Annotated in this window: 11 protein-coding genes; 6 read left to right on the forward strand and 5 right to left on the reverse strand. The window is 67.9% G+C overall.

The window, feature by feature from the left end:
- Nucleotides 1–147 precede the first annotated feature (147 nt).
- The 3 genes from D1409_RS10690 to D1409_RS10700 form a co-directional block, all read right to left on the reverse strand.
- Nucleotides 148–2,175, reverse strand: coding sequence for a copper-translocating P-type ATPase (locus tag D1409_RS10690; RefSeq protein ID WP_394339038.1), 2,028 nt, complete (start codon nucleotides 2,173–2,175; stop codon nucleotides 148–150).
- Between the two features lie 433 nt (nucleotides 2,176–2,608).
- Complete coding sequence (locus tag D1409_RS10695) at nucleotides 2,609–2,899, reverse strand: PadR family transcriptional regulator (protein WP_123536872.1); 291 nt, start codon at nucleotides 2,897–2,899, stop codon at nucleotides 2,609–2,611.
- A gap of 178 nt (nucleotides 2,900–3,077) precedes the next feature.
- On the reverse strand, nucleotides 3,078–4,106 hold the full coding sequence (locus D1409_RS10700; RefSeq protein WP_123536874.1) for an LLM class flavin-dependent oxidoreductase: 1,029 nt from the start codon (nucleotides 4,104–4,106) through the stop codon (nucleotides 3,078–3,080).
- 132 nt (nucleotides 4,107–4,238) lie between these two features.
- Here D1409_RS10700 and D1409_RS10705 point away from each other — a divergent pair, with 132 nt between their 5' ends.
- From D1409_RS10705 to D1409_RS10715, 4 genes are all read left to right on the forward strand, one after another.
- Nucleotides 4,239–4,430 (forward strand): hypothetical protein, encoded by a 192-nt coding sequence (locus tag D1409_RS10705; RefSeq protein WP_123536876.1) that lies wholly within the window; start codon nucleotides 4,239–4,241, stop codon nucleotides 4,428–4,430.
- A 244-nt stretch (nucleotides 4,431–4,674) separates the two neighbouring features.
- On the forward strand, nucleotides 4,675–4,824 hold the full coding sequence (locus tag D1409_RS24485; RefSeq protein ID WP_164471640.1) for a DUF7837 family putative zinc-binding protein: 150 nt from the start codon (nucleotides 4,675–4,677) through the stop codon (nucleotides 4,822–4,824).
- A 112-nt stretch (nucleotides 4,825–4,936) separates the two neighbouring features.
- Complete coding sequence (locus D1409_RS10710; RefSeq protein WP_206425026.1) at nucleotides 4,937–7,024, forward strand: RecQ family ATP-dependent DNA helicase; 2,088 nt, start codon at nucleotides 4,937–4,939, stop codon at nucleotides 7,022–7,024.
- Nucleotides 7,025–7,153: 129 nt separating this feature from the next.
- Nucleotides 7,154–8,707: a hypothetical protein gene (locus tag D1409_RS10715; RefSeq protein WP_123536880.1), complete on the forward strand. Its 1,554-nt coding sequence runs from the start codon at nucleotides 7,154–7,156 to the stop codon at nucleotides 8,705–8,707.
- 73 nt (nucleotides 8,708–8,780) lie between these two features.
- Here D1409_RS10715 and D1409_RS10720 read toward each other — a convergent pair whose 3' ends face one another.
- Both D1409_RS10720 and D1409_RS10725 read right to left on the reverse strand, forming a co-directional pair.
- Complete coding sequence (locus tag D1409_RS10720; protein ID WP_123536882.1) at nucleotides 8,781–9,077, reverse strand: DUF3006 domain-containing protein; 297 nt, start codon at nucleotides 9,075–9,077, stop codon at nucleotides 8,781–8,783.
- Complete coding sequence (locus D1409_RS10725; RefSeq protein ID WP_206425027.1) at nucleotides 9,074–10,543, reverse strand: lamin tail domain-containing protein; 1,470 nt, start codon at nucleotides 10,541–10,543, stop codon at nucleotides 9,074–9,076. Before D1409_RS10725 ends, D1409_RS10720 begins: the two co-directional genes overlap by 4 nt.
- Nucleotides 10,544–10,742: 199 nt before the next feature.
- Here D1409_RS10725 and D1409_RS10730 point away from each other — a divergent pair, with 199 nt between their 5' ends.
- Both D1409_RS10730 and D1409_RS10735 read left to right on the forward strand, forming a co-directional pair.
- Entirely contained in the window at nucleotides 10,743–12,071 is a 1,329-nt protein-coding gene (locus D1409_RS10730; protein ID WP_123536884.1) for an outer membrane protein assembly factor BamB family protein, read from the forward strand.
- Between the two features lie 102 nt (nucleotides 12,072–12,173).
- Nucleotides 12,174–12,638 (forward strand): TRAM domain-containing protein, encoded by a 465-nt coding sequence (locus D1409_RS10735; RefSeq protein ID WP_123536886.1) that lies wholly within the window; start codon nucleotides 12,174–12,176, stop codon nucleotides 12,636–12,638.
- The last annotated feature ends 53 nt before the right edge of the window (nucleotides 12,639–12,691 follow it).

Below are 12,691 nucleotides of genomic sequence, written 5' to 3' on the forward strand. Positions count from 1 at the left end.
TGAGCACGGAGCGGAGGGTTGGGGAGGCGGAGTTAGTATCTGGAACCCGCGGAATCGGTTCCGAATAGCGATGCCAATTCAAACTGTACCGATTCGCTGATTCCGAACACCGACCGGATGCGACCGAAAAAACCCCTCCTGAAGCGATTAGGGAGATTTCAGTCTTGCAGGTTGGGCGTCAGTCGGTGATGTCCCTCCTGGAAGGTTAGGGATGGACAGATCCACCCGCCGGAGCAATTGTGCGTTGATGGCGACGATGACCGTACTCAGCGACATCAGGAGCGCACCCACAGCGGGCGACAGCAGAATCCCGATCGGAGCCAATACGCCCGCTGCAAGCGGGATCGCGAACACGTTGTAGCCTGCGGCCCAGACGATATTTTCCTGCATCTTCCGATAGCTCGCCTTGCTGAGCTTCACGAGCCGAACCACGTCCAGCGGGTTGTTCTGGACGAGAACGACGTCGGCCGACTGGACGGCGACGTCCGTGCCACTCCCGATGGCGATCCCGACGTCGGCGCGCGTCAACGCGGGCGCGTCGTTGACGCCGTCGCCGACCATCCCGACGAGTTTGCCCTGATTCTGGAGCTCCTGCACCTTCTTGTCCTTGTCTCCCGGGAGGACCTCGGCGAACACCGTGTCGATGCCCAGTTCCTCGGCGACGGCGGTCGCGACGTCCCGTGAGTCCCCGGTCAGCATCGCTACCTCGATACCGAGTTCGTGGAGCGCGTCGACGACCCGATAGCTTTCCTCGCGAACGACGTCGGCCATCGCGAACGCCGCGATCAACTCGCCATCACGGACGAGATACACGACCGTCTGTGCGTTCTTGCCGGCTTCGTCGGCGAAGCTCCGCAGTTGTCCTGGAACGTCGCTATCGAGAGACGCCAGCAGATTCGGGCCACCGACGTAGATCTCGTCGCCTTCGACGGTCGCCCGGACACCCCGCCCCTTCATCGCCTCGAAATCAGTCGCAGCAGGTGCGGCAATCCCCCGCTGTTCGGCCGCCTGACGAATGGCTCCGGCGATCATGTGTTCCGAATCGCTCTCTACAGCGGTAGCCAGTGCGAGCGCGTCGTTCTCGGCGACGCCTTCGACGGTCGCCATGTCGACGACGCCGTGTTCGCCTTCGGTGAGCGTCCCCGTCTTGTCAAAGATGATGGCGTCCAGGTTCCGTGCTTCCTCCATCGCGATACGGTCCCGGACGAGCATTCCGTTGCGGGCCGCCAGCGAGGTGTTGATCGCGACGACGAGCGGGATGGCGAGTCCGAGCGCGTGCGGGCAGGCGATGACGAGCACCGTGACGACGCGCTCAATAACCGTTGCGTTGAACGAGACCGCGAGTGTCCACGCGATGGCTGTAACGCCCGCTGCCGCGACGGCGACGTAGAATAGCCAGCCGGCCGCGCGGTCAGCCAGCACCTGTGTCTTGGACTTGCTTCGCTGGGCGTCCTCGACGAGCCGCAAGATCCCCGCGAGCGCCGTCTCCTCACCCGTCGCGCCGACCCGAACGCGGAGACTCCCGTCTCCGTTGATCGTCCCGCCGATGACCTCGTCACCGGGGTCTTTCGAGACTGGTTTCGACTCGCCGGTGAGCATCGATTCGTTCACGTCCGAGTCACCGTCTTCGACGACGCCGTCGGCAGGGACGCTCGCGCCCGGCCGGACCAGTACGAGGTCACCTTCGGAGAGGTCACCGACAGGCACCGCTTCGGTCTCGCCGTCGTCGGAGATCCGCTCGGCAGTGTCGGGCATGAGCTTCGCCAGTTCGTCGACGGCGCTCGAGGCCCGCCGTACCGAACGCATCTCGATCCAGTGGCCGAGTAGCATGATGTCGATCAGCGTCACGAGTTCCCAGAAGAACGCGGACTCCGTCGGGAAGAACACGCTCGCCAGGCTGTAGACGAACGCGACGGTGATCGCCATCGAGATCAGCGTCATCATCCCCGGCGAACGGTCCCGTAGCTCCGGCACCGCCATCCGGAGGAAGGGAACGCCGCCGTACGCGAAGACGATCACCGCGAAGACAGGATTGATCCACTGACTCCCGGGGAACGCCGGAACAGAGAATCCGAGCCAGCGCTGGAGCGCTTCGCTGTACAGAAGAACCGGGATCGAGAGGAGCGTCGAGACGAAAAAGCGCCGGCGAAACATCTGTTCGTGCCCTTCGTGCATTCCGCCGTGGTCGCCGTGGCGACCGTGTGCATCGTGGTGACCGTGTCTGCCAGAGTCACCTTCCCCGCCGTGGTGAGAGGTAGCTTCGTCCTCGAGGAGCGACTGCTCGGCCCTCGACTCCCCGTGTGACCCGACACGCCCGGAATCGCTTCCGTCGTGGTGAGCGTCCACGGAATCCTCGTTCGGGTCGTGGGACGAATCGTCCATCGTCCTCGTATTCGTCACGAGTGACCTTCAACGTGAGTGCCAGTTCGCACGTGATCTCGCTACACGGACTGGATTCCGCAGTGAGTTGGTAGCCGAAGACCGCCACAGTCGCTGGGAGCGGTCGATGGAGCCGCCGCCGATGTCTCGGCTCCCCGAAGCGGACAGCAGCATCGCGAACTCCACAATCTGCGGTCAGGCTAGTGAGACAGTCCGCGAGATCGGAGACCTATGCAGGCTGGCCGTCCACGTCGACGTACTGCGCTTCCCAGTCGCGCCGGGCCTCGATCTCCCGTCGTCCGCGTCGAGTCAGACTGTAGAAGTTTGTCCGACGGTCCCGCTCACCTTTCTCGACGAGTCCCTTGTCGACGAGTGTATCGAGATTCGGGTACAATCGCCCGTGGTGGATCTCCTTCTCGTAGTAGTTTTCGAGCTCTTCTTTGATCGCCAGACCGTGCGGCTCGTCTTTGCCCGCGATGGCGTACAGCAGGTCGCGCTGGAAGCCGGTCAGATCGTACATTGGACAGTCCGCTGATAGTGTCTCGATGCAGTTAGTTCTGTCGAGAACGATAGTCAAACAGCAATGAAACTACCAGCACGTGGACGCTGTCCAGTAGGGAGACGGATCGGACAGCGCTCTCGGCCGCCACCGACGGCCATCGCTCTGTGAGAGCTGTGCGGGAGTCGCGACGACCCGCTCACCGAGCCGAGAGCCCGACGCCGTCGGCCAGCAGTTCGTGCGAGCGGAGCGCGTCGTCGTGGTCGCCGACGGCGTGCTGGATCATCACCTCGTCGACGCCGACGCGGTCCGAAAGCTGTTCGAGGAGCCCGGCGAGCGTGTCCGGGCTCCCGGAGATAGCTCGCGGCCACTCGTCTTCGTCGAGCGTGGCGGGCGTCGGGTCGGGGACGGCGCCGAGTTCGTCGATCGCTTCCTCGACGGACGGCGTGGTGCCGACCTCGCCCCGTTCCATCCGCCTGAACGTCGCTTCGGCCACGGCTCGCTGTCGCGCCGCGTCCTCGTCGGTCTCGGCACAGACCGCGTTCACCGCGACCATGCCGTGGGGCTCGTCCAGTCCGTCGGCCAGTCGAGAGGGCTGGAACTCCTCGCGGTAGGTCTCGAAGGTTTGCGTGGCGAACTGCGGGCGGATGAACGCCGCGAAACAGTAGCGCAGGCCGAGCTCGCCGGCGAGCGCCGCACTCGATGGGCTCGACCCGAGCACCCACGGCACCGGCTCCGCCGCGTCCGAACGTGGGATCGTCAGGTCGCCGTAGGGGTGTTCGGGCGGGTAGTCGTCGTAGAGGTGCGTGGCGACGGCCTCGATCTTCTCGGCGTGGTCCTCGTCGGGGTTCTGGACGTGGCGCTCGGTCCCGAGGGCGCGGTCGGCGGCCGGCGAGCCGTTCGCCCGCCCCAGTCCGGCGTCGATACGGCCCGGGGCGAGCGCGTCGAGGGCGCCGAACTGCTCGGCGACCTTGAACGGGCTGTAGTGGTTGAGCAACACCGCGCCCGAGCCGAGCCGTATCGAGTCGGTCTCGGCCGCCAGGTGCCCGAGCAACACCTCCGGGGTCGTCCCCGCGATGGTCTCGGCCATCCCGTGGTGTTCGGCGACCCAGAACCGCGAGTAGCCGAGGGCTTCGGCCTGCTGGGCGGCCGCGACGGTGTTCGCGTACGCCTCGGTCGCGCTGGCGCCGTCGGGAACCGGAGAGAGGTCGACGACAGAGAGGTCCATACCCCCGTTCGGGAGTTGTGCCGGATAACGGTTCGGCTCTCACACCGGTTTCAGCCACGGGGAGTGAAAGTGGATCCACTTTCGCGCCGGGTGTGGCTGGCGTCTAATACCCCGACGGCCCATCGACAGAGTATGAGTTCGACACTGGCGGAGACCGACTCGACCGACCACACGCGGCGTCACATGACGACGCTGCTCATCGAAGAGCGGGGCGACGGCCACTGGATCGTCACGCAGGGCGGCGTCGACCTCGAAGGCCACGGCACGACCGCCGCCGAAGCGGCCGCCGACTACTGTCGACAGATCGACGCTGCCGGGGAGTGAGACCGATACCGTTCCGGGTCCCCTGTCGGACCGCGACGGATCGCTTCGTCGGACCGCGACGGACTGCGACGAACCGCTTCGTCGGACCGTAACGACCTGTCGTGCCCGGAGCGATACGAACGACGTCGCGTTCACTTTCACTCCGCTCGGCGGAGCATTAAGTGATCGCCGCAGCATCGATCGGACAGAGGACAGCGTCCTCGCGAGTGTCACACGCACTCGCTCCCCTTCGAGTACTCCACACATGCAACGAAGCCCCGACCCGCTCGGTTCCTGCACCGAATGTGGCACCTCCCTGTTCGACGTCGACGTCCTCGTCGCGTACGAGACCGACGACGAACGCGAGTACTACGCCGAGTGTCCCGACTGTCGCACCGTCGTCCACCCGAGATAGCCCTCCGTCCACCACCGATGAGAGTGTCCCCCCGTCGAGTACGTCGAGAGTCCCACGCAGCGTCGCGAACGCGCACAGAACAGTTATTGTCCGTCGTCCGGCAAGGATGGGTGTGAACTCGTCATCCGGTCGCGCATCGGAGGCCGAGGCCCAGCGACTGCTCGAACGGAGTATCGGCCCGGACGCCGAGTTCCGCCCACAGCAGTGGGAGGCCATCGACGGACTGGTGAACGAGAAAGAGCGGCTGTTGCTCGTCCAGCGGACCGGCTGGGGGAAGAGCACGGTCTACTTCATCGCGACCAAACTCCTCAGGGAGCGCGGCGAGGGGCCGACGCTGATCGTCAGTCCGCTGCTGGCGCTGATGCACAACCAGATCCAGGACGCCGAGCAGCAGCTCGGACTCGAGGCACGGACGATCCACTCGAACAACACCGAGGAGTGGGAGGCCGCCAAACGGAGCGTCGTCGACGGCACCTGCGACGTTCTGCTGGTCTCCCCGGAGCGACTGGCCAACCAGGAGTTCCAGGAGGACGTCCTGGTGGCGATGCAGGAGGAGTTCGGCCTGCTCGTCGTCGACGAGGCCCACTGCATCTCCAACTGGGGGCACGACTTCCGGCCGGACTACCGCCGGATCAAGCGGATCCTGCGGGAACTCCCGGAGCACATCCCGGTCGCGGCGACGACCGCGACGGCGAACGACCGCGTCGTCGAGGACGTGACTCGACAGGTGCCGGACCTGCGGGTCGTCCGCGGTGACCTCGTCAGGGAGTCGCTGCGCATCCAGACCATCGAGATGGACTCACGGGCCGACCGCCTCGCCTGGCTCGCGGAGACCCTCCCCGACCTGCCCTCGGCGGGTATCGTCTACTGTCTGACCACCGACGAAGTCGAGATCGTCGCGGACTGGTTGACCCAGCACGGTCTCTCCGTCGAGCCGTATCACGGCGGCGTGGACGGCGACCGGCGGCGGCGACTCGAAGCGCGCCTGCTCGCCAACGACGTCGACGCGCTGGTGGCGACGAACGCGCTCGGGATGGGGTTCAACAAGCCCGACCTCGGGTGGGTCGTCCACTTCCAGCGGCCGCCGAACCTCATCAGGTACTACCAGGAGATCGGACGCGCCGGACGCGGCCTCGACGAGGCCTTCGCCGTCCTGCTCTCGGGCGAGGAGGACGACGACATCGCGGAGTTCTTCATCGAACAGGCGTTTCCCGACCCGGCGGACTTCGAGCTGGTCCTGCAGACCGTGGCGGAGAGCGACGAACCGCTCTACAAGTACGAGATACTCAAGCGCGCGAACGTCTCGTGGAAGGCCGCGTCGAAGTGTCTCGACATCCTGCGGGTCGAGAACGCCCTGATCCGGGTGGACGACGGGTTCGAGCGAACGGGGAAGGAGTGGACCTTCGACCACGACCGCATCGAATCGATCACGGAACACCGGTGGGAGGAACTGGCGCAGATCCAGGCGTTCGTCGAAACGGACGCCTGTCTCACGAAGTTCATCGACGACGTGCTCGACGGATCCATGGACGGCCCCTGTGGCCGCTGTGCCAACTGCGCCGGGGAGTTCGTGCCCACCTCGGTCCGCGACGAGCGCCTCGTTCGAGCGGCGACCGACCACTATCGCGCCGAGTCGTGGAGCGAGATATCCGCGCGCTACTACATGCCCGAACGGGGCGGCGGACGCTCGAAGATAGACGAATCGCGCAAGCCCGAGGAGGGCCGTTCGCTCTGCGTGTACGGCGATCCCGGGCTCGGCACGCTCGTGAGCGGGCAGCGAGACAGCGGCGACCCGTACAGCGACCAGGTGGTCGACGCCGCCGTCGAACACGTACAGGAGGTGTGGGAGCCGACGCCCGAACCGACCTGGGTGGCGGCCGTTCCGTCGACGTCGGCCGAGACGGACCGGGTGGCGGACCTCGCCGAACGGATCGCACAGGGGCTCGGGCTCCCGTACGAGGACGCGCTCCGCAAGGTCGGATCGACCGCGCCGGACGGGGAACTGAAGAACTCGTACCAGAAGCGATGGGACGTCGAGGGCGTGTTCGAGGCGACGAAGTGGGTTCGACCGGGGCCAGTGCTCCTCGTCGACGACACCGTCGACACTCGCTGGACGCTCACGGAAGCCGGGATGACACTCCGGGACGGTGGCAGCGGCGACGTCTATCCGCTCGCCCTGGCCGAGCGGACCGGCTGGTGAACTCGCGACGCGGCGACGCCGCGACGCCGCGACGCCGCGACTCGCGGGGCGGCGGGTCGGCGGGTCGGCCGGTCGACTCCCGGTCGTCCAATCCAGAAAACACTTTGAGGCGGGTCCGAACTACGACGTATGAACCGACGGACATTTCTCGCCGCCATCGGCGCGGCCGGGATCAGCGGCTGTGCGGGATTCGGGGGCTCCGCCACCGACACCGCCTCGCCCGCATCGACCGAGAGCGATTCGACCGGTCGGACCGAGCAGGCGACGGAGACGCCGAGTGCGGACCCGACTCCGTGGTCGGCTACCGACACGGCGGCGTCCGACGGCGTCTCGCCGTCCGGCGACGGGCGTTTCGTCGACCTGGAGACGGCCGACCGGACGTACGCGCTGACGCCGATGCGGTATCGGACGCCCGACGAGGGAGAGATCACAGCGGGGTTCGGCTCGACGGCCACGGCCGAGCGCCCGGTGACCCTCTCGGCGACCCTCGAGAACGCGAACGACTTCGAGAACACGTTCCGGATCGAGTGGACGCCGCCGTTCGGTCGCCTCTCCAGTCGGGTTCCCGAGCCGTTCCACGACGGCGACCGCATCCGCGACGCGACCTACCGGACCGGACTCGTCCTCGCGCCGACCGCGAACCACGACCTCGTCGACGAGCCGCCGGAACTCGAACGCGACGACGACGGCCTCTGGCGAGCGACCGACGTGGACCAGTGGCTCCCGGAACGGGTTCGACTGGCCCCCGGCGAGACGGTCGAGGGGGAGTACGCCGTCGTCGGCCACCCGGACGGAGCGGGCGAGGGACGTCCGCCCGGGATCTACGAGTTCCGGGGACGCGCCGACTCGACGCTCCGGATCGCCGTCTGGGAGACCGAACGCCCGGGGCCCGGAGGAACGTCGCGCTTCGAACGGCAGACGCTTCCGGCGATCTCGGACGAGCTGTCGACCGCCTGGTTCCACGACGCCGACGAGACCGCCAGCACGTACCTGCACCCGGATCGGGAGCGAGACAGCCTCCCCGCCCAGGTGACGTTCACCTTCGTGAACAAGTCGCGGTCTGCGACCGAGTGCGGTCACTGGAACCTGTACAAACTCGCGGGCGACCAGTGGTTCCACGTCGGGCCGTACATGCACACCGCGGACTGCCGGAGCCTCGCTCCGGGCCAGACGAAGTCGTGGACGCTCAACGCCTACGGCACTGAAGCGCTCCCGGCTATCGGGCACGGGGACGGAGCCAGCTTCGGATTCCTCGGCGGCGGCGCGTACGCCGTCGTCGTCGGCTACGGGGCCCAGGCCGACCAGAGCGCGGCGCTCGTCGAACTCGTCGGCGACGACGTCTCGATCGAACCGACCGACGACGTCACGTCCGAGCGAACGGGTGCGACCGTGACGGTCACCTCACCGCGGCGGGAGCGAACCGAGACCACCTCACCGGCGACGCTGACGCTCACGAGCGCGGACGACGCCGACCGGACGCTCGTCCCCGAACAGGTGATGCAGCGCCGATACCGGGGACTCCGGAACACCGTCGCGTTCCTGACCGACGATGTCGAGACCGTGAGGCTCGAGACGAGCGAGCGCGTCGCCGAACGGGTCGTCGGCCACGACACCGACCGCCAGCGCGTCCGGATCCGCGACCACGCCACCTACGAAGCGTCGATCGAGAGGGCGTCCGAGTGACCCGCGGCGGGTCTCGGTTCGGGTCTCGGTTCGGCTCTCGGCCCGGCTCTCGACCGAGTCCGATGTCGGGCCCTCACTCCGAGGACCCCGTGTCGTCACCGCGCCGGCGCTCGGACAGGCGGTCGAAGCGACTCTGGGCCGCGTCCGCCCGCTCCTCGGTCTCGGATTCGTCGTAGGCCGCGTCCACGAGGTCACCGTCGTCGAGTTCGACGCGGAGGACCGCGTCCGCGTGGCGGCCCGACTCCGGCAGTTCCTCGGGGTCGACGACGAGTTCGTAGCGGTCCGTCTCCTCCTCGTCCGTCACCTCCAGCGTCGCCAGTCCGTCCTCGATGCGGTCGACCACCGCCGTGTAGTTTCCGTCGGGGATCACGAGTACTCCTCCCTGAGGACTGCTTCGCCCTCGTCCGTCGTAACGATGATCGTGTCGCCGCCGTTGTTCCAGATCGGACTGCCCGACCCCCAGTAGAGGTCGGTGTCGGTGTCGGTACCGCTGCCCGTGCGGAGCGTCACGGTGGCGTTCCGGTCGAGCGTGAACCCGTCTGGGAACGTGTAGGTGTGGGCGGCCTCGTCCTCGACGGTCCACCCGCCCAGGTCGAGGGCGTCGTCGCCGGCGTTCCTGAAGACGACGTACTCGTCGTTGAGATTCTCCCTGTCGTCGCCCTCGGCGTCGGCGTTGATCTCGTCGACGACGAGCGCGTCGGCATCAGTCGCTGTCGCCGTGTCCGTTCCACCGTCCGTCGGCGTCTCCGGCCCACAGTCCGTCGCGGTGGGAGTCGTCTCCGACGAGTTCGTCGTGCCGTCGACAGTCGCTCGCGGGACGACCGGGTCCGTCGCTCCGGGTTCTATCGGCGTCCCGTTTCGGATGGAGAGCGGATCGGTCGGGGCCGCCCGCTGTGTCGCGACGGTGACGTTCCGCCCGTCGCTGGAGAGGACGACGTCGCCGTGCGTCGCCGTCCAGTACGCCGAGACCGAGCGGTTCGAGAGGCGTTCGAGCACTTCCTCGTGGGGATGGCCGTACTGCGAGTCGTTCGCGCTGGAGACGACGACCAGTTCGGGACTCGCCGCGTCGAGGACCGCGTCCCCGGTACTACTCCGACTGCCGTGGTGGCCGGCCTTCATGACCGTCGATCGCAGGCAGTCGCCGTAGGTGTCGACGAGGGACTGCTCCTGGTCGTCCTCCGCGTCGCCGGTGAACAGGAAGCCCGTCGCCCCGTACCCGAGCCTGAGGACGATGCTGTTCTCGTTTCGGTCCCCGTTCTCGATGTACGGCTCCGGCGGCCCGAGGACGTCGACGTCGACGCCCTCGAACGGGAGCGGGTCGCCCTCGCGCGTCTCGTAGAGGGTGACGTTGTGCCGCTCGACCGCGTCGAGGTAGTCCTCGTAGGTCTGGGTGCTCGCCGCGATCCCGGGGTCGTATATCGCGCCGATCCCGTCGGCCTCCGTCTCGTAGTAGTCGACGAGCGCGGCGTTCCCGCCGATGTGGTCCGCGTCGGCGTGACTGACCACGAAGTGGTCGATCCGGCTGACGTTGTGGCGTTGCAGGTAGTCGAGAACGTGCTCGCCGTCGTCCCTGAAGTCGCCCGAGTCGATCAGCATCGTCTCGTTCGTCGGCCCGACGACCAGCGTGCTCACCGACTGCCCGACGTTGACGAAGTGCACCTCGACGCTCCCGTTCGTCGGGGCCGCCGCCGTCTGCGTCGCGGTCGCTCGCGTCTCCGTCCCGTCGAGCGAGTCCGGCCCGGAGAGCCCGGCGTCGGTCTCCACGAGCCCGACACAGCCCGACAGGACGACGAGCGCCACGACGACCACCGTGGTGGACGAGCGACGGCGAGTCACGCCGACTAGCACGGCCTCGCGCCGGATTACACTTGTTACCAAATGACAATGCTAGCGCATCGGTCGCTGTCAGGTTGGCGTCGGGGTCGTCCGGGAGGCAGCGGCGAGTGAGCGCCGGCGCGTCCTGCCCGACAGACCGCCGCGGGACGCTGGTCGAGTATCCGGAACTGGTTTGTCGGTATCGTCCGCAGTACCCCCGATGCCCTCCCCACGATGGTCGAGACGGTCCCTGCTCCGCCGGACTGCACTGGGCGCTGCGGTCGGCGCCGCCGGGTGCGCGACGCTCGCGGGCGGTTCGGGGCCGGAACCGATCCCGCACGAACCGCCTGGACCGGACGACTGGCCGGCGAGCGGGTACGATGCCCGCAACACCCGGTACAACGCCGACGCGACGCCGCCGCGGTCGGCCCCGGAGACGCGGTGGAGCCGGGAGTTCTCGTTCTGCCACCGCCCGGTGATCCGCGGCACGCGCGTCGTCGTGAACGCCGACGACGCCACGGTCGGACTCCGGGCGACCGACGGAGAGCGCCTCTGGGAGTCCGACTCCGAGCCCTGGGGGTACGAGACGCCGACGCTCGGGACCGACCGGGCCTACGTCACCGGCACGGACTGCGCCTTCGGTATCGAGCTCTACACCGGCGAGGAGACCTGGCGCGGCGACCCCTGTCACGGCGCGAACACGGCGAGCGGGACGCTCGCGAACGGGCGACTCTATCTCGAGTACGGCGGGTACTTCTCCGCGCTCGACGAGACCGGACAGGTCACGTGGGCGTCGCGCCACGACGCCGAGGGGTCGCCGGCCGTCACCGAGGAGACGGCCTACGTCGCGACGGCGTTCAGCGTCGAGGCCGTCGACCTGACGGCGACCGCGTCCGAGTGGCCGTGGGAAGACCCCGACGACGACGAACCCGCTCACGCCGACGACGACGCGGCGACGAAGTGGTCCGTCCCCCCGGAGTCCCGGGGCGCCCTCGCGCGGATCTACGAGAGCCCGGCCGTGGCCGGGGCCACGGTGTTCGCCACGACCGAGTACGACAACCGTCCCGGCGGGAGGCTCCAGGCGCTCGCGCGGACCGACGGCGAGGAGCGGTGGTCGATATCCTCGCCGCCGGAGCACCGACCCGGCGACGAACGCGAGGACGCGCCGGACCCGGTCGGCCAGCCCGTCGCACCCGTCGTGACGCCGGATCTCGTCGTGACCTCGCTCGGTGACCGGCGTATTCGGGCCGTCACACACGACGGGGACGACGAGTGGACGACGACGGTGGACCGCGACGTGAAGGAACTCGTCGGTGCCGCCGAGACGATACTCGCGGTCACGCACGACCGGTCGGTCGAGACGACCGACCCCGGACACGCGACGGTGACGGCGTTCGATCTGACAGACGGGGCGCCGCTGTGGGAGCGGCGGTTCGAGGACCACGTCGAGGGCCTCGCCGTCGCGGGCGGGACCGTGTACGCGACGGCGGTGTCCGAGCGACGGGCGGACAACGACGTCGCCGGCGAGCGACTGATAGCGCTCGGGTGAGCGGGTATGGGCGGGTGTGAGTGCGAGATCCGACTATCCCGGACGACCGGACACGATAGAACCAAGTGGGCTGGCGGCTTGCTTGCGGGCAAGACACTACGAATGGAGATATCTGATCAACTGCGCTGTCTCTTCTCCGCGCGCGTCGAAGAGCGGGACGGGAGCTACGTCGTCGAGGTCCCCAAAGAGGAGGTCCGACTCGGCGCGATAGAGGCGGACAGCACGTATCGAGTCGCACTGGTGCCGTCGCCGACGACGTCCGAGAAGTCGTCGAGCGGCGAATCGAACCGCGCGTCGCCGGGGGAGAACGGACAGGACCGCGACCGGAGCCGCGACCGCGACCGAGACCGGGGACGCCAGACGCCGCCCGTCGAGGAGGGGGAGACTCGACGCGTCGAGATCGAGGACATCGGCGAGCAGGGGGACGGCATCACGCGAGTCGAGCGCGGCTTCGTCGTCATCGTGCCCGACACCGACCAGGGGGAACGCGTCGCGGTGGAGATCACCGACGTGCGCGACAACGTCGCCTTCGCCGAGGTCGTCGAGCGCCTGAGCTACTACGAATAGGGGGCGACCGCTCCCGAGTCCGGTGCTGGAACTCTCGACACCGAGCGCCGACG

It is taken from the genome of Halosimplex salinum (assembly GCF_003730195.1).
GTDB classification, from domain to species: Archaea; Halobacteriota; Halobacteria; order Halobacteriales; family Haloarculaceae; genus Halosimplex; species Halosimplex salinum.